14 protein-coding genes are annotated in these 17652 nt (G+C 72.1%); 7 read left to right on the plus strand and 7 right to left on the minus strand.

The features are described from left to right. Nucleotides 1–218 precede the first annotated feature (218 nt). Both serS and E4U92_RS01560 read left to right on the plus strand, forming a co-directional pair. A complete protein-coding gene (gene serS, locus E4U92_RS01555) occupies nt 219–1496 on the plus strand; it encodes a serine--tRNA ligase (protein WP_137298407.1) in 1278 nt (425 codons plus the stop codon). Beyond that, nucleotides 1493–2290: an HAD family hydrolase gene (locus E4U92_RS01560; RefSeq protein ID WP_137298408.1), complete on the plus strand. Its 798-nt coding sequence runs from the start codon at nt 1493–1495 to the stop codon at nt 2288–2290. The genes serS and E4U92_RS01560 overlap by 4 nt, the downstream gene beginning before the upstream one ends. Before the next feature lie 261 nt (nt 2291–2551). Here E4U92_RS01560 and E4U92_RS01565 read toward each other — a convergent pair whose 3' ends face one another. Genes E4U92_RS01565 through E4U92_RS01580 form a run of 4 tightly spaced genes read right to left on the minus strand, consistent with a single transcriptional unit; the run spans nt 2552 to nt 6050 of the window. Then, nucleotides 2552–3271, minus strand: coding sequence for an ABC transporter permease (locus tag E4U92_RS01565; RefSeq protein ID WP_137298409.1), 720 nt, complete (start codon nt 3269–3271; stop codon nt 2552–2554). A 10-nt stretch (nt 3272–3281) separates the two neighbouring features. Continuing rightward, nucleotides 3282–4193, minus strand: coding sequence for an ABC transporter ATP-binding protein (locus tag E4U92_RS01570; protein WP_137298410.1), 912 nt, complete (start codon nt 4191–4193; stop codon nt 3282–3284). Then, nucleotides 4190–5098: an ABC transporter permease subunit gene (locus E4U92_RS01575; RefSeq protein ID WP_137298411.1), complete on the minus strand. Its 909-nt coding sequence runs from the start codon at nt 5096–5098 to the stop codon at nt 4190–4192. The genes E4U92_RS01570 and E4U92_RS01575 overlap by 4 nt, the downstream gene beginning before the upstream one ends. Further along, the gene (locus tag E4U92_RS01580; RefSeq protein ID WP_137298601.1) at nt 5088–6050 is read right to left on the minus strand and encodes an ABC transporter ATP-binding protein; all 963 of its coding nucleotides are present in this window, start codon (nt 6048–6050) and stop codon (nt 5088–5090) included. Before E4U92_RS01580 ends, E4U92_RS01575 begins: the two co-directional genes overlap by 11 nt. A gap of 270 nt (nt 6051–6320) precedes the next feature. Here E4U92_RS01580 and E4U92_RS01585 point away from each other — a divergent pair, with 270 nt between their 5' ends. The 5 genes from E4U92_RS01585 (at nt 6321) to E4U92_RS01605 (ending at nt 11236) form a co-directional block, all read left to right on the plus strand. After that, the gene (locus E4U92_RS01585) at nt 6321–8075 is read left to right on the plus strand and encodes an SDR family oxidoreductase (RefSeq protein ID WP_137298412.1); all 1755 of its coding nucleotides are present in this window, start codon (nt 6321–6323) and stop codon (nt 8073–8075) included. Nucleotides 8076–8306: 231 nt separating this feature from the next. Further along, nucleotides 8307–8855: an RNA 2'-phosphotransferase gene (locus tag E4U92_RS01590; RefSeq protein ID WP_137298413.1), complete on the plus strand. Its 549-nt coding sequence runs from the start codon at nt 8307–8309 to the stop codon at nt 8853–8855. 7 nt (nt 8856–8862) lie between these two features. Continuing rightward, nucleotides 8863–9321, plus strand: coding sequence for a hypothetical protein (locus tag E4U92_RS01595; protein WP_137298414.1), 459 nt, complete (start codon nt 8863–8865; stop codon nt 9319–9321). Between the two features lie 41 nt (nt 9322–9362). After that, nucleotides 9363–10265, plus strand: coding sequence for an LLM class flavin-dependent oxidoreductase (locus E4U92_RS01600; protein WP_137298415.1), 903 nt, complete (start codon nt 9363–9365; stop codon nt 10263–10265). Between the two features lie 83 nt (nt 10266–10348). Further along, nucleotides 10349–11236 carry an HAD-IIB family hydrolase gene (locus E4U92_RS01605; RefSeq protein ID WP_174863639.1) on the plus strand — a complete coding sequence of 296 codons (888 nt, stop codon included), beginning with the start codon at nt 10349–10351 and terminating at the stop codon, nt 11234–11236. A gap of 75 nt (nt 11237–11311) precedes the next feature. On the opposite strand, the gene cydD is transcribed toward E4U92_RS01605, so the two are convergent. Genes cydD through E4U92_RS01620 form a run of 3 tightly spaced genes read right to left on the minus strand, consistent with a single transcriptional unit; the run spans nt 11312 to nt 17379 of the window. Then, entirely contained in the window at nt 11312–14833 is a 3522-nt protein-coding gene (gene cydD, locus E4U92_RS01610) for a thiol reductant ABC exporter subunit CydD (RefSeq protein ID WP_137298417.1), read from the minus strand. Nucleotides 14834–14845: 12 nt separating this feature from the next. Then, entirely contained in the window at nt 14846–15850 is a 1005-nt protein-coding gene (gene cydB / locus E4U92_RS01615; RefSeq protein WP_137298418.1) for a cytochrome d ubiquinol oxidase subunit II, read from the minus strand. Nucleotides 15851–15870: 20 nt separating this feature from the next. Next, nucleotides 15871–17379, minus strand: coding sequence for a cytochrome ubiquinol oxidase subunit I (locus E4U92_RS01620; protein WP_137298419.1), 1509 nt, complete (start codon nt 17377–17379; stop codon nt 15871–15873). Nucleotides 17380–17652: the final 273 nt, after the last annotated feature.

A 17652-nucleotide genomic window follows, 5' to 3' on the forward strand; every position in this document is an offset into this window, starting at 1 on the left:
CCAGCGGACGGACTCCTGTGGACAAGGACCCCGCCAAGTCCCCGCTCCCGCAAGGAAATCCAGTCAACACCGGGCCCCCGGGCTAGCCCGTCCCAGGGAGCGGAGCACTTTCCCTTGACACGCTCCGCAATTCGCCCATAACGAACGTTGGGCCCCTTTTGGATCTTCTCGGAATGGTGGGTCGTGGGGCGCGAGCGCACACCGGTAGCCTGGAGCGCGTGATTGACCTTCGCCTGCTCCGTGAGGACCCCGACCGTGTGCGCGCCTCCCAGCGCGCCCGTGGAGAGGACGTCGCGCTCGTCGACTCCCTCCTGTCTGCCGACGAGCGGCGCAGGTCGTCCGGCGTCCGCTTCGACGAGCTGCGCAACGAGCAGAAGTCGCTCGGCAAGCTGATCGGCAAGGCCTCGCCCGAGGAGAAGGCCGACCTGCTCAAGCGGGCCGAGCAGCTCAAGGCCGACGTCAAGTCCGCCGAGGCCGAGCGCGACGCCGCCGACACCGAGACCCAGCAGCTCCTGCTCCGGCTCGGCAACCTCGTCCACCCCGACGTGCCCGTCGGCGGCGAGGAGGACTTCGTCACCCTGGAGAAGCACGGCGAGATCCGCGACTTCTCCGCCGAGGGCTTCGAGCCCAAGGACCACCTGGAGCTCGGGCAGCTCCTCGGCGCCATCGACGTCGAGCGCGGCGCGAAGGTCTCCGGCTCCCGCTTCTACTTCCTGACCGGTGTCGGCGCCCTGCTGGAGCTCGCCCTGGTCAACGCGGCGATCGCCCAGGCCACCGCGGCGGGCTTCACCCCGATGCTCACGCCGGCGCTGGTGCGCCCGCAGTCCATGGCCGGCACCGGCTTCCTCGGCCAGGCCGCGCAGGACGTCTACCACCTCGACAAGGACGACCTCTACCTGGTCGGCACCTCCGAGGTCCCCCTCGCCGCGTACCACATGGACGAGATCATCGACGCCGAGCGCCTGCCGCTGCGCTACGCCGGCTTCTCCCCCTGCTTCCGCCGCGAGGCCGGCTCGCACGGCAAGGACACCCGGGGCATCTTCCGCGTGCACCAGTTCGACAAGGTGGAGATGTTCTCCTACGTCGCCCCCGAGGACTCCCGGGCCGAGCACCAGCGCCTGCTGGACTGGGAGAAGCAGTGGCTGACCTCGCTGGAGCTGCCGTTCCGCGTGATCGACGTGGCCTCCGGTGACCTCGGCTCCTCCGCCGCCCGCAAGTACGACTGCGAGGCGTGGATCCCGACCCAGGGCAAGTACCGCGAGCTGACCTCCACCTCGGACTGCACCGAGTTCCAGTCCCGCCGGCTGTCGATCCGGGTCCGCGAGGGCAAGACCGTCCGCCCGCTGGCCACGCTGAACGGCACGCTGTGCGCCGTGCCGCGCACCATCGTGGCGATCCTGGAGAACCACCAGCAGGCCGACGGCTCCGTGCGGGTGCCCGAGGTGCTGCGCCCGTACCTCGGTGGCCGGGAGGTCCTGGAGCCGGTGGTTCGGTGAGCTTCCCCTACGGGCTGGTCGCCACCGACCTCGACGGCACGCTGCTGCGGTCCGACGAGTCGATCTCGCAGCGCACGCGGGACGCGCTCGCCGCGGTCACCGCGGCGGGCGCCGCCCACATCGTCGTCACCGGCCGCGCCGTCCCCTGGACCCGGCACATCCTCGACGACCTGGGCTACGACGGTCTCGCCGTCTGCGGCCAGGGCGCGCAGGTCTACGACGCCGGGGCGCACCGGCTGCTGACCTCCGTGACCCTGGACCGGCAGCTCGCCGGGGTGGCCCTCGCCAAGATCGAGGCCGAGGTCGGCCCGCTGCACCTCGCGGCGAGCCGGGACGGGCTGGACGGCGAGGTCCTGGTCGGACCGGGCTACGCCCTGACCGGCGCGCTGCCGGCGACGCCGTTCACCGACGCGTCCGACCTGTGGTCCGCCCCCCTGAACAAGATCTACATACAGCACCCCGAGCTGTCCGACGACGAGCTGGCCGAGGCCGCCCGCCGGGCCGCGGGCGGGTTCGTGACGGTCGCGATGGCCGGCGCGGGCATCGTGGAGCTGCTGCCGCTGGGGCTGTCCAAGGCGACGGGGCTGTCCCTCGCCGCGCGCCGCCTCGGCATCAAGGCGGCGGGAACCCTCGCCTTCGGCGACATGCCGAACGACATCCCGATGTTCGCCTGGGCGGCGCGGGGTGTGGCGATGGCCAACGCCCATGAGGAGCTCAAGGCCGTGGCCGACGAGGTGACGTCCTCCCACGAGGAGGACGGGATCGCGGTGGTGCTGGAGCGGTTGCTGGGCTGACGGTCCCTCCGGGGGCGGGGCGGGCCACGTAGGCGCGCCCCGGGTTTCGGGGGTGCGGGTGCATCGTGGCTGGTCGCGCAGTTCCCCGCGCCCCTGGGTCGGGGGCGGGGACGCCCTCGCCGGGCCCCCGGCGTTTCTCTCATGCAAGACAGGGGCGGCCCACGCGAACGAGTCGCGTGCTCGAAGCGGCCGCCCCTGCGCGAACAGGGTCTCTCCGGGGCGTGTCGGACGCCACCGATTAAGACGGTGAGGGCCGCCCCGTCACTCCTCTCCGGCCAGAGTCAGCGTGCGCAGCTTCTGTCCGGCGTACCAGGTCGCCAGGACGGTCACCGCGACGAGCAGCACGGTCGCCGTCGTGAGGCCGACGTCGGAGGTCACCAGGTCGCCGCCGGCCACCTTGTGGGCGACGGCGAGCGACCACTGCTGCACGCTGAGCGTGCGCGCACCGGGCACCAGCGAGCCGAACAGCGCCTCCCACACCAGGGCGTAGACCAGCCCGAAGACCACCGCGTGCCGGGACACGGTGCCCAGCAGCAGGAACAGCGCGGCGTAGGCGATGGAGGAGACCAGGGCCGCGACCGTGTAGGCCACGGCGATCTGCTGGCCGTTGCCGTTGAGGATGAACCCGGCGACCAGCGTCGGCAGCGCCGAGAACACCATGGTCACCGCGATCGCCACGATCAGCTTGGTGAAGATGATCGTGGGCCGCTTGAGCGGCTTGGAGAGCAGGTAGACGACGGAGCCGTCGTCGATCTCGGGCCCGATCGCGCCCGTGCCCGCGATGACACCGATGATCGGGACCATCGTGGCGAGTGCGAGCCCGCCCAGCAGGTCCGACGCGGTCTGGTCGTCGGCGCCCGCGAGGGCCCGCACGACCACGGAGATCGCGACGAGCAGCAGGGGCAGGGCGCCGAGGATGAGGGCGCGCCGGCGGCCGAGCAGGGCACGGTAGGTGAGCCGGGCGACAGTGGGGTCGTACATCTTCGGCCTCCTACGCCGCGACCAGGTAAGAGAACACGGACTCGAGCGACTCGTCGGACGGCGAGACGGTCAGCAGCCGGATGCCGTGGTCGCGGGCGACCCTCGGCAGCAGCGCGGTGAAGCGGCCGAAGTCGACGGCCTGGATGCGCAGCGCCCCCTCGGTGACGTCCACCTCGATGCCGGACGTCGACGGGTCGGCGATCAGCGCGGCCGCGAGCGCGCGGTCGTCGCTGGAGCGCACCAGGTAGCGGTGGGGGCGGTCGGTCATCAGGCGGCGGATCTTGCGGAAGTCGCCGCTGGCCGCGTGCCGTCCGGCGACGACCACCTCGATGTGCCAGGCGAGCTGCTCGACCTCCTCGAGGATGTGCGAGGAGAACAGCACGGTGCGTCCCTCGTCGCCCATGCGCCGCAGCAGGTCCATGAGCTGCATGCGCTGGCGCGGGTCCATGCCGTTGAAGGGCTCGTCGAGCAGGAGCAGCGAGGGGTCGTGGACCAGGGCGCTGGCCATCTTCACGCGCTGGCGCATGCCCTTGGAGTACGTCGAGATCTTGCGGTCCTGGGCGTACTCCATCTCGACCGTGGCGAGCGCCCGCTGGGCGGCCTTGGCGCCCAGGCCGTGCAGTTCGGCGTTGGCGACGACGAACTCGCGGCCGGTGAGGAAGTCGTACATCGCCTCGCGCTCGGGGACGATGCCGATGTGCCGGTAGATCACCTCGTTGCGCCAGACCGGCTGTCCGTCGAGGGTGACGGTGCCGGTGGAGGGGGCGAGGAAGCCTCCCATCATGTTGATCAGGGTGGACTTGCCCGCGCCGTTGGGGCCGAGCAGCCCGGTGACGCCCGGGCCGATGGTCATGGTGATGTCGTTGACGGCGACCACGTTGCCGAACCAGCGGGAGACGTGGTCGATGGAGAGCGTGGTCACAGTCCCACCTTCCGGTAGCGGCGCAGCAGGAGGCCGTAGCAGGCGGCGATCAGGCCGAGGACGACCAGGACGTACACCGCGCCCTCGCCGTGGGTGGGGCCGACCGCGCCGGGGAACGCCGAGGTCGCGCCGAGGAACGCGGACTGCACGCCGTCGATGAGCGTGACGGGCGAGAAGAGGCCGATCCAGGGGATGGCGCCGGTGCTGTTCTGCGCGTCGGCGATGGCCTGGAGGGTGGAGACGGCGCCGTAGGAGATGGTCAGGACGGCGATCACGGCGGCGATGCCGAAGCCGCGCCGCGGGGTCACCGAGGCGATCACCAGGCCGATGCCGGCGAACAGCAGGGAGAGCAGTGCCACGGACACGAGTCCCTGCCCGAATCCCTCGGTCTGGTCGGTGAAGTCCAGCTTGGCCAGCAGCGCGCCCACGTAGAGCACGAGCAGCGGGGCCGCGGTGAGGACGAACAGCGCCGAGGCCAGCGCCGCGTACTTGGCGCGCACGTAGTCGGCGGTCTCGATCGGCCGGGAGAAGTACAGCGGCACCGTCTTGAAGCGCAGGTCGCGCGAGACGGACTGGGGCGCCTGGGAGGCGACGTACAGGCTGATGACGGCCTGCATGATGATCGCGTAGCGCGTGTAGTCGACCGGCAGTTCCTTGGCCTTCGTGGCGACCGCGACGGCGACCATGATGGCCGCGGGCACGCACATCACCACGAACAGCAGCATCGGCAGCACCTTGGACTTGACCGAGCGGCCGAGGCCGTAGGCACCGCGCAGCGACTGCGAGTACAGCGAGCGGGTCGCGTAGGAGCGGCCCAGGCGGGGGCCGTCGTAGGTGCGGTAGCCGATGTTGTGGATGCGGGTCTGGTCACCCGGGACGGCTGCCACGGGGTGCTCAGCTGACATGTCCGGCGGCCTCCTTCCTTTCCTCGTCGCTGCTGCGGAAGACCTCGGAGATGTGGTGCCGGCGCTGCTCCATGCGCACCAGTCCCAGGCCGAGGTCGGCCACCACGTCGCGCACCAGGTCGTAGGTGTCCTCGCCCTGCGCCGTGAGGAGCAGGATGTGTCCGGCGCCCGGCAGGCCGCCGCCGTCCTCGACGGTCATCCCGCGCGCGTGCAGCGCCTCGCGCAGCGCACGCGTGCCGTCGGGGTGGTCGTCGGTGTCGGTGACCTCGACCGCGAGGGTGGTGGTGGTCTGCGTGAAGTCGGTGGTGGAGCTGGAGCGCAGCAGCTTGCCGCCGTCGACCACGACGACGTGGTCGCAGGTGCGCTCCAGTTCGCCGAGGAGGTGCGAGGTGACCAGGACCGAGATGCCGAAGTCGGTGTGGATGCGGCGGATCAGCGCGAGCATGTCGTCGCGGCCGACCGGGTCGAGGCCGTTGGTCGGCTCGTCGAGGAAGACGAGCTGCGGGTCGTGCACCAGCGCCTGGGCGAGCTTCACGCGCTGCTTCATGCCGGTCGAGTAGCCGCCGATGGGGCGGTAGCGCTCCTCGTACAGACCGACGTGGCGCAGGGTGTCCGCGGTGCGCTCGCGCGCGGCGGCCGGCGGGAGCCCGGACATGCGCGCCATGTGGACGACGAACTCGGTGGCCGAGACGTCGGGCGGCAGGCAGTCGTGCTCCGGCATGTAGCCCACGCGCTCGCGGATGGTGGCGCCCCGCGTGGCGACGTCGAGGCCGAGGACCTCGGCGCGGCCCTCGGAGGCCGGCGACAGACCCAGCAGGATCTTGATCAGGGTGGACTTGCCGGCGCCGTTGGCTCCGACGAGTCCGGTCACTCCGGCTCCGATGTCCACGGACAGCCGGTCGAGCGCGGTCACCCTGGGGAACCGCTTGCTCAGGCTTTCGGTCGCGATCACAGTCACGTGGTCCACGGTAGTGACGTGGACCACGCGGGTCGTCAGACCGGAGAGCCGTCTTCGGATCAGACCTCAGGTGTACGGGGCCCGTAGGGGACCCCCTGCCTGAGAGGTACGGGAACCGGTCCGCGGCCCCTCGCGGGCTGTTCGCGGGCCCCGGCCCCACGCCCTATTGACGCTTTCTCTAACAAGTGCGAGATTCGCGAGGTCACGTCACGGGTACGCGGGCACGCCGAGCGGAACGGGCACGCCGGACAGAGGGGAAGCCACATGCTGGAGGGCGCGCGCGAGCGCCGGGTGCGGACCGGCGGGATCGAGCTGTGCGTGGCCGAACTCGGCGACGCGGACCGGCCGACGGTGGTCCTGGTGCACGGCTACCCGGACAGCAAGGAGGTCTGGTCGCAGGTCGCCGAGCGCCTCGCCGGCCGCTTCCACGTCGTGCTGTACGACGTGCGGGGCCACGGCGGCTCCACCGCGCCCAAGCCGCTGCGCGGGGGCTTCACGCTGGAGAAGCTGACGGACGACTTCCTGGCGGTCGTGGACGCGGTCAGCCCCGGCCGCCCCGTGCACCTGGTGGGCCACGACTGGGGCTCGGTGCAGTCCTGGGAGTTCGTGACGGTGCCGCGCACCGAGGGCCGCATCGCGTCCTTCACGTCGATGTCGGGGCCGTCCCTGGACCACTTCGGCCACTGGATCGACGCGCGCGTGAAGCACCCGACGCCCCGGCGGATCGGCCAGCTCCTGGGCCAGGGGGCCAAGTCCTGGTACGTGTACCTGCTGCACACCCCGGTCGTGCCCGAACTCGCCTGGCGCGGACCGCTCGGCCGGCGCTGGCCGGCGGTCCTGCGGCGCCTGGAGAAGGTCCCCGGCGACGGCTACCCGACCCCGTCACTGCCGTCCGACGCGGCCCACGGCGCCTGGCTGTACCGCGACAACGTCCGCTCCCGGCTGCGCCGCCCGCGTCCCGACGCGTACGCGCACGTGCCGGTGCAGCTCATCACCCCGCTGGGTGACGCCTTCCTCTCACCGCGGCTCTACGACGCGTTGGAGCAGTGGGTGCCGCACCTGACCCGGCGCACCCTGCCCGACCGCCACTGGGTCCCGCGCACCCGCCCCGACCAACTGGCGGCGTGGATCACCGACTTCGTCACCTCGGTGGAGAGCGGCACACCCCGTCCCGCGCCGGGCAAGGGACCGTACGCCGAGCGCTTCGGGGGCCAACTGGTGCTGGTCACCGGGGCGGGCAGCGGCATCGGCCAGGCCACGGCGTACGCCTTCGCCGAGGCGGGCGCCCGGGTGATCGCGGTGGACCGCGACGGTGAAAGCGCGGCGCGCACCGCCGAGATGAGCCGGCGGATCGGCGCTCCCGAGGCCTGGGCCGAGACGGTCGACGTCTCCGACGCCGAGGCGATGGAGAAGCTCGCGGAGAAGGTGCACTCCGAACTCGGCGTGCTGGACGTGCTGGTGAACAACGCCGGCATCGGGCTGTCGGGCTCCTTCTTCGACACCACGCCCGAGGACTGGCGCCGCGTCCTGGACGTCAACCTGTGGGGTGTGATCCACGGTTGCCGTCTGTTCGGCGCGCGGATGGCGGAGCGCGGACAGGGCGGCCACATCGTGAACACGGCATCGGCCGCCGCCTACCTGCCCTCGCGCACGCTCCCGGCGTACAGCACCTCCAAGGCGGCGGTGCTGATGCTGAGCGAGTGCCTGCGGGCGGAGTTGGCGGAGCGGGGCATCGGCGTGAGCGCGATCTGCCCGGGGATCGTCAGCACCGGGATCACCTCCACGGCGAGCTTCGTGGGCGTCGCGCCGGAGGAGCAGGACCGCCTGCGCGAGAACTCCACGCGCGCCTACGCCCGGCGCAACTACCCGGCGAGGAAGGTCGCCGACGCGGTGCTGCGTGCCGTGGCGCGCAACGAGGCGGTCGTCCCGGTGACGCCGGAGGCGAAAGGCGCGCGGGCCCTTTCCCGCTTCGCGCCGGGCCTGTTGAGGGCGGCGGCGCGCATCAAGCCGCGGATCTGAGCGATTCGGCCAAGGGCACGACGCGCGAGGCGAGTTGAGCAGGGCAGTTGGCTGTAGGGCGAGTTGGGCTGAACGGCGGAGCAGCCCGGGAGTTGGCCAACCACTCGACCAGGGAGTCAAGTTGTCCACAGTTTCGCCAACGATCCTGTGGATAACCATCGTTGGTTGTGGATCAAACATCTCACGCTAAAGAAAATGCGTGACGCGTGTCTCTCCCGCCATGCTGGAGGGATGGACGACAGACGCACCGTGAAGGTGTCGAAGTACCTCTCGAAGCACCTGCGCCACCAGCCCGAGCGGATCGGACTGGCCCTCGACGAGGGCGGCTGGGTGGAGATCGACACCTTGATCGCGGCCGCCGCCGCCCACGGCTTCCCCTTCACCCGGGAGGAACTGGACCACGTCGTCGCCGCCAACGACAAGCAGCGCTTCGCGGTCGACGGCACCCGCATCCGGGCCAGCCAGGGCCACAGCGTCGACGTCGACCTGGGGCTGCCGCCGGCGACCCCGCCGCCGTACCTCTACCACGGCACGGTGGCCCGCTTCCTGGACGCGATCCGGGCCGAGGGGCTGCGCCCCATGAACCGGCACGACGTGCACCTCTCGGCCGACCGGGAGACCGCCACCCGGGTCGGTGCACGGCGTGGCCGGCCCGTGGTGCTCGCCGTGGACGCCGGAGCCATGCACCGCGACGGCCACGTCTTCCACGTCAGCGCCAACGGCGTCTGGCTGACCCGGGCGGTACCGCCCGGGTACCTGCGCTTCCCCGGAGCGCACTGAACCGGGCATGATCCGTCGCGTGGACCACCTGCCGAGCACCGAAGCCGCCGTCAGTGCCCTGCGCGCCCTGGCGGACACCTACGGTCGCGCCATCGAGGTCAGCCATGACATCGGTGCCGACCAGACGTCCCGCCGCAGCGCCGCCGGCGTCGGCGTCACCACCGACCCGGACGGCTCCCTGCCGCACGAGGCCCTTGTCGAGCTGGGCGGCCGACCGCACGTCAGCGTGCGCCTCTACCCCGACGACGACGCGCTGATCACCGTCGACGGCGTCGAGTGCCCCGACGTCGACCGCGACGACGTCCCCGCCTTCCTGCGCGCGGTGTACGACGGACACGCCTGGGTCAAGGCCCGCCGGTTCCCCCCGGGCGCCTTCCTGATCGTCCCGCTGCCCGGCGACCGTACGCACAAGGAGTACATCCCCCTGGTGTCCCTCAGCCCGTGGCTGTCCGGCCGCGTGCGGTGACTGTTTCCCGTGGAACACCGCCCGGCGCTTACCGTGGGCCCATGAGCCTGCGTCTGAGCACCGTGATCCTGCCCTACCGCCGCTGGAACGACGGCGGCCGTTCCTCCTGGACGCGCGCCGAACAGCTCGGCTTCCACACGGCGTACACCTACGACCACCTGTCCTGGCGCACCTTCCGTGACGGCCCGTGGTTCGGGGCCGTCCCCACCCTGACCGCCGCGGCGTCGGTGACCGACCGGATCCGCCTGGGCACGCTCGTGACCTCCCCGAACTTCCGGCACCCGGTGACCCTCGCCAAGGAGCTGATCTCCCTGGACGACATCTCCGGCGGCCGGATCACCCTCGGCATCGGCGCGGGCGGCACCGGTTTCGACGCCACGGCCCTCGGCCAGGAGCCGTGGAGCCCGCGTGAGCGTGCGGACCGGTTCGCCGAGTTCGTGCCGCTGCTCGACCGGCTGCTGACCGAGGACTCGGTCACCCACGAGGGGACCTACTACTCGGCCGTCGAGGCGCGCACCATCCCCGGCTGTGTGCAGCGCCCCCGCCTGCCCTTCGCGGTGGCCGCGACCGGCCCGCGGGGACTGCGGCTGGCCGCGCGGTACGGGCAGGCCTGGGTGACCACGGGTGACCCCAAGCTCTTCGAGAACGGCACCCCCGAGCAGTCCGTGCAGGCGCTGCGCGGGCAGACCGAGAAGCTGGCCGCCGCCTGCGCCGAGGCCGGCCGGGACGTGGCGGAGCTCGACAAGATTCTGCTGACCGGTTTCACCCCGGACCGGGACCGGCCCCTGACGTCCCTGGACGCCTTCGTCGACTTCGCCGGACGCCACCGCGAACTGGGCTTCACCGAGATCGTGATCCACTGGCCGATCCCGGACTCCGAGTTCGCCGCCGACGAGAAGGTCTTCGAGCAGATCGCGACCGAGGCCCCGGCGCAGGTGCGCTGAACCGGCCGCCCCCGAACGCGGCCGCGGCGGCCGGTGTCGTCCGGGTCTCATCCGTGCGGTCTCCCGCACGGGCGTGCGGGCATATGCGCGAGAATGACGCGGTGACCTCAGCGACTCGACAGCCCGAGACCCCGGCCTCCACCGTTCCGCCGCGGCTGATCGCCACCGATCTGGACGGAACCCTGCTGCGCGACGACAAGACCGTCTCGCCGCGCACGGTCGCCGCCCTCGCCGCCGCCGAGCAGGCGGGCATCGACGTCTTCTTCGTCACCGGCCGCCCGGCCCGCTGGATGGACGTCGTCAGCGACCACGTCCACGGGCACGGGCTCGCGATCTGCGGCAACGGGGCCGCCGTGGTCGACCTGCACGGCGGCCCCGGCGCCCACCGGTTCGTGAAGGTACGGGAACTGCCGAGGCAGAACGCCCTGGACGCGGTACGGCTGCTGCGCGACGCGGCGCCGGGCACGGTGTGCGCGGTGGAGCAGACGTACGGCTTCCACCAGGAGCCGGACTACCCGAAGCTGCACATGGAGACCCCCGACGACCTGGCGCCCGCGGAGGAGCTGCTGGCGCCCGACGGCGTGGCCTCGCGCGAGCCGATCCTGAAGATCCTCGCCTACCACCCCACCCTCGACCCGGACGCCTTCCTCACCGTGGCCCGGCTGTCCGTCGGCGACCGCGCCAACGTCACCCGCTCCAGCCCGAGCGCGCTGCTGGAGCTGAGCGGGCCGGAGGTCTCCAAGGCCAGCACCCTCGCCCTGTGCTGCGCGGAGCGCGGGATCTCCCACGAGGAGGTCGTCGCGTTCGGGGACATGCCCAACGACCTGGAGATGCTGACCTGGGCGGGCCGCTCGTACGCCATGGGCAACGCCCACCCCGACGTGCTCGCCGCCGCGTCCGGGCGGACGGCCGGCAACAACGAGGACGGCGTGGCCCTCGTCATCGAGCGACTGCTGGCCGAGCGGGCGTAGAGAGCCAGGACCCGTCGGCCGGCCGGCCCGGCCCGCCCCGCCCCGGACGCGCCCTTCAGACGCGTCCGTCGGCTTTCAGCGTGCGCCCGCCAGCAGTTCGGCCGCCTCCTCGCGTTCGGCCATTCCGCGCAGCGGTCCCGCCTCGGCGGTCAGGTCCGCGTACGCGCCGCGCTGCACGACTCGGCCGCCGTCCAGCACGATCACCTCGTCCACGGCCTGCAGGCCGGTCAGCCGGTGGGTGATCAGCAGGGTCGTGCGGCCCTCGGTCGCGGCCAGCAGGTCCGCGGTGAGCGCGTCGGCCGTCGGCAGGTCGAGGTGCTCGGCGGGCTCGTCGAGCACCAGCACGGGGAAGTCGGCGAGCAGCGCGCGGGCCAGCGCGAGGCGCTGCCGCTGACCGCCCGACAGGCGGGCCCCGTGCTCCCCCACGAGCGTGTCGAGCCCGTCGGGCAGCGTGTCCACCCAGTCCAGCAGCCGGGCCCGGGCGAGCGCGTCCCGCAGGTCGGCCTCGCTCGCGTCCTTCCGGGCCAGCAGCAGGTTCTCGCGCACCGAGCTGTCGAAGAGGTGCGCGTCCTGCGCGCACAGCCCGACCAGCCGCCGCACCGCGTCGCCGTCCAGGGCGAAGGCGTCGACGCCGCCCAGCGTGTACGTGCCCGCGTCCGGGTCCAGGAACCGCAGCAGCACCTGGGCCAGGGTCGTCTTGCCGGAGCCGGACGCGCCGACGACGGCGATCCGCCGGCCCTCGGTGAGCCGGAGGTCGACCCCGGACAGCGCGTTACGGTCCTGCCCGGCGTACCGGGCGGTGAGCCCCCTGACCACCAGCGGGAACGGCGACGCGGGCGCCCTGCGCGGCTGCTCCGGCTCCCGCACGGGCTCGGGAGAGTCCAGCACCTCGTACACCCGCTCGGCGCTGCGGCGCACCCGCTGGCGGTACTGCACGGCGAGCGGCAGCCCCAGGACCGCCTCGAAGGCGGCGAGCGGGGTGAGCACCACGACGGCCAGGGCGACCCCGCCGAGCCGTCCGGCGGCGACCGCCTGCACGCCGACCAGGGCCGTGGCCGCGAGGGTCAGCCCCGAGACCAGAGCGGTCAGCCCGTCGCCGAGCGCGGTCGCGGTGGCCGCCCGTGTGGCGATCCGGGTGAGCACGCCGTCGGCCTCCCGGGCCTCGGCGGTGCGCGCGGGCAGGGCGCCGGCGACCGTGAGTTCGGCGGTGCCGGTCAGCAGGTCGGCCACGCGGGTGGCCAGCACGCCCCGCGCCGGAGCGAGCCGGCGGTCGGCGCGCCGGGCCACCGCGCCGGTGACCAGCGGGACGCCCACGCCGGCCGCGAGGAGCCCTGCGGCGAGCACGGCGCCCGCCTCGGGCAGCATCCAGGCGGTGAAGGCGACGGTCCCGGCGCACACGACGGTCGCGGCGCCGGCCGGCAGCAGCCAGCGCAGCCAGTAGTCCTGGAGGGCGTCCACGTCGGCCACCAGCCGGGACAGCAGGTCGCCGCGGCGGGTGGTGCGCAGTCCGGCGGGGGCCAGCCGCTCCAGCCGCCGGTAGACGGCGACCCGGGTGTCGGCCAGCATCCGCAGCACGGCGTCGTGGGACACCAGCCGCTCGGCGTAGCGGAACACCGCGCGCCCGATGCCGAAGGCGCGCGTCGCGGTCACCGCGACCATCAGGTAGAGCACCGGCGGCTGCTGCGAGGCCCGCGAGATCAGCCAGCCGGAGGTGGCCATGAGGCCGACCGCGCTGCCGAGCGCGAGGCTCCCGAGCAGCAGGGCGAGGGCCAGCCGGCCCCGCCGCGCCCCGGACAGGGCGCGGACCCGGGCGAGGACACCCCGGTGGGCGGTCTCCTCGCGCTCGGTACGGGGGGCCGGCGCCGGCCCGGCGACAGCGGGTGCCGTCTCGTGGGCGGGGTCGGCCGCAGCGGTCGTACCGTCCGCACGGCCCGCGCGTGCGGGGGCGGTGGTGACTCCGGCCGCCTCGCTGCCGGTCAGCCGCACCACCCGGTCGGCGACCTCCAGCAGCGCCGGCCGGTGCACCACCAGCAGGACGGTCCGCCCGGCCGCCAGGCGGCGCACGGCGGTCACGACCTCCGCCTCGGTCGCGCCGTCCAGCGCGGCCGTCGGCTCGTCGAGCAGCAGCACGGGGCGGTCGGCGAGGAACGCCCGTGCCAGCGCAAGGCGCTGGCGCTGCCCGGCCGACAGCCCGGCCCCGTCCTCACCGAGCACGGTGGCGGGCCCGTCGGGCAGCGCGTCCACGAACTCCAGCGCCCCCGCGTCCGCGAGGGCCCGGCGTACGGCGGTGTCGTCGGCGTCGGGACGGGCGAGCCGTACGTTCTCGGCGATGGTCCCGGCGTACAGGTGCGGGCGCTGGGGCACCCAGGCGACCCGGGAGTGCCACTGCGTCAGGTCGAGGTCGGCCAGGTCGGTCCCGCCGACGCTCACCCGGCCCCCGGTGGGCCGGACGAAGCCGAGCAGGACGTCGAGCAGCGTGGACTTGCCCGCGCCGCTCGGCCCGACGAGCGCGACGGTCTCCCCCGGCTCGACGGTGAAGCTGACGTCCGTCACCGCGTCCGTGGAGCGGCCGGGGTGGCGGACGTCCACGTGCTCGAAGGCCAGGCCCCCCGCGGGCACGGCGGCGGTACCGGACGACGGCAGGGGGGTCTCCAGGACCGCGAAGACCTCCTCCGCGGCGGCCAGGCCCTCGGCCGCCGCGTGGTACTGCGCGCCCACCTGGCGCAGCGGCAGGTACGCCTCGGGCGCCAGCACGAGGATCACCAGGCCGACGTACAGGTCCATGTCGCCGTGCACCAGGCGCATGCCGATGGTGACGGCGACCAGGGCCACCGAGAGCGTGGCGAGCAGTTCCAGGGCGAAGGAGGACAGGAAGGCGATGCGCAGGGTCCGCAGGGTCGCCTGCCGGTACTCACCGGTGATGCGCTTGATCGACTCGGCCTGCGCCTTGGCCCGGTCGAACACCTTCAGCGTGGGCAGACCGGCGACGACGTCCAGGAAGTGGCCGGACAGCCGGGACAGCAGGCGCCACTGCCGGTCCATGCGGGACTGGGTGGCCCAGCCGATCAACATCATGAAGACCGGGATCAGCGGCAGCGTGCCGACGATGATGGCCGCGGACACCCAGTCCTCGGTCACGATCCGCGCCAGCACCGCCACCGGCACGACCACCGCGAGCCCCAACTGCGGGAGGTAGCGGGAGAAGTAGTCGTCGAGGGCGTCGATCCCGCGCGTGGCGAGGGCGACCAGCGACCCGGTGCGCTGCCCGCTCAGCCAGCCGGGGCCGAGCGCGCCCGCCCGCTCCAGCAGCCGCCCGCGCAGCTCCGACTTCACGGCGGCGCCGGCCCGGTGGGCGGCGAGTTCGGTCAGCCAGGAGACCAGGGCGCGGCCGCCCGCCACCGCCACCAGCAGCACCAGGGGCGTGCGCAGGGCGGAGACGGACTGACCGTGCTGGAAGGTCCCGACGACCACCTCGGCGACGAGCATCGCCTGGGCGATGACGAGCCCGGCGCCCAGGGCACCCAGCCCGACGACGGCCGTCAGGAAGAACCGGGTGGCCCGGGCGTACCGGAGGAGTCGTGGATCGATCGGTTTCACGTGAAACACACCTCAGTGCGCGGCGTCGGCGATGTGCTGGGTGCCGATCCGCTTGCGGAAGACCCAGTAGGTCCAGCCCTGGTAGAGCAGGACCAGGGGCGTCGCGATCGCCGCGAGCCAGGTCATGATCTTGAGCGTGTACGGGCTGGAGGAGGCGTTGGTGACCGTCAGGCTCCACTGCTCGTTCAGCGTCGAGGGCATGACGTTCGGGAACAGCGTCAGGAAGAGCATCGACACCGCGGCGACGATGGTCAGGCCCGACAGGGCGAACGCCCAGCCCTCCCGGCCGGCCCGGGCGGCGACGAGCGCCCCGAGCAGGGCCGCCACGGCCACCACCAGGGCGACGAGCGAGGTGCCGTCCCCCTGGTCGGCCTGGGTCCAGCCCAGGAAGACGAGCGCCAGCACCGCGGTCACCAGGCCGACGCGCAGGGCCGTGGTCCGTGCGCGCTCCCGGATGTCCCCGACGGTCTTGAGGCCGACGAACACCGCGCCGTGGAAGGTGAACAGTGACAGCGTGACCAGCCCGCCCAGCAGGGCGTACGGGTTGAGCAGGTCACCGAGGCCGCCCACGTACTCCAGGCGGGCGTCGATCTTCACGCCCCGGGTGATGTTGCCGAAGGCGACGCCCCACAGGAAGGCGGGGATCAGCGAGCACCAGAAGATCGCCGTCTCCCAGTTGCGCTGCCAGTTCTCCTCGGGCCGCTTGGCCCGGTACTCGAAGGCGACGCCCCGCAGGATCAGGCAGACCAGGATGACCAGCAGCGGCAGGTAGAAGCCGGAGAAGAGGGTGGCGTACCACTCCGGGAAGGCGGCGAACGTCGCTCCGCCCGCGGTCAGCAGCCAGACCTCGTTGCCGTCCCAGACCGGGCCGATCGTGTTGATCAGCACCCGCTTCTCGGTCCGGTCGCGGGCGAGCAGCTTGGTGAGGACACCGACCCCGAAGTCGAAGCCCTCCAGGAAGAAGTAGCCGATCCACAGGACGGCGATGAGGACGAACCAGACGTCGTGCAGTTCCATGTCTGTGCAGCTCCCTCGGCCTAGTACGAGAAGGCCATCGGCTTGTCGGCGTCCCGGGAGTCGCCGCCGATCTTCGTGGGCGGGTTGAGGTCGGCCTCGGTCAGCTCGGGCGGCCCGGCCTTCACGTACTTCACCAGCAGCTTCACCTCGACGACGGCGAGGATCGCGTACAGCGCGGTGAAGGTGAGCATCGAGATGAGGACCTCGGTCTGGGAGACACCGGGGGAGACCGCGTCACGCGTCTGGAACAGGCCGTAGACGACCCACGGCTGACGGCCCATCTCGGTGAAGATCCAGCCCCAGGAGTTGGCGATCAGCGGGAAGCCCAGGGTGAGGACCGCCAGGCGCCAGTACCACTTGGTCAGCGTGGGGCCGAGCGCCTTCTTCGGCAGCAGCACCAGGTGCGGCACCTCGTCCTCGCCGACCCGCAGGTGCTGCGGCAGCAGGAACTTCTTGCGGGTCAGCCACAGTCCCGCCATGCCGAGGGCGAAGGACGTCATGCCGAAGCCGATCATCCAGCGGAAGCCCCAGTAGGCGACCGGGATGTTGGGCCGGTAGTCGCCGGGGCCGTACTTCGCCTGCTCGCTCTTGTTGACGTCGTTGATGCCGGGGACGTACGAGGTGAAGTCGTCCTTGGCGAGGAAGGAGAGCAGGCCGGGGACCTCGATGGCGACCCTGTTGTGGCCCTTGTCGACGTCGCCGACGGCGAAGACGGAGAAGGGAGCCGGCTTCTCGCCGTCCCACAGCGCCTCGGCCGCGGCCATCTTCATCGGCTGCTGCTGGTACATGATCTTGCCGAGCGTGTCGCCGCTGACCGCGGTGAGCAGACCGCCGACGACGACGGTGACCAGCCCGAGCCGCAGCGAGGTCTTCATCACGGGCACGTGCCGCTTGCGGACCAGGTGGAAGGCCGCGATGCCGACCATGAAGGCGCCGCCGGTCAGGAAGGCCGCGGACAGGGTGTGGAAAGCCTGGGCGAGGGCGGTGTTCTGGGTCAGCACGTGCCAGAAGTCGGTGAGTTCGGCCCGGCCCCTCGCCTTGTTGATCCGGTAGCCGACCGGGTGCTGCATCCAGGAGTTGGCGGCCAGGATGAAGTACGCCGACAGGATCGTGCCGATCGAGACCATCCAGATGCAGGCCAGGTGGACCTTCTTCGGCAGCTTGTCCCAGCCGAAGATCCACAGGCCGATGAAGGTGGACTCGAAGAAGAAGGCGATCAGGGCCTCGAAGGCGAGCGGGGCACCGAAGATGTCCCCCACGAAGCGCGAGTAGTCGGACCAGTTCATGCCGAACTGGAACTCCTGCACGATGCCGGTGACGACCCCCATCGCGATGTTGATCAGGAAGAGCTTGCCCCAGAACTTGGTCGCCCGGAGGTACTTCTCCTTGCTGGTGCGCACCCAGGCGGTCTGGAGGCCGGCGGTCAGGGCCGCCAGCGAGATCGTCAGGGGGACGAAGAGGAAGTGGTAGACGGTGGTGATGCCGAACTGCCAACGCGCCAGGGTTTCCGGCGCCAAGGCCATGTCCACGTCGCAGTCTCCTTACATCGCCGTGGTTGCGACAGCTTGTGAAAGCGTTCACATTCACAAGCAATTATGGCGCATACCCGTTCGAGGCCGAGAAGGCGGGGGGTGCCCTGCTCCGGCCACCGGTCCGAGCGGGGACGGTCCGCTCCCTCCTGGGCAAAGCAGCAGGTGAGAGGGGGTGCGGCGGCGGCAGAGGGGAGGAACCCGGGGTGGTGGTGCGCCCGCGAGGGCACAGCGGGACGTCGGGGTGTATTTCGTCACATCCGCGATGCGCAC

The organism is Streptomyces galbus (genome assembly GCF_005280195.1).
Classification (GTDB): domain Bacteria; phylum Actinomycetota; class Actinomycetes; order Streptomycetales; family Streptomycetaceae; genus Streptomyces; species Streptomyces galbus.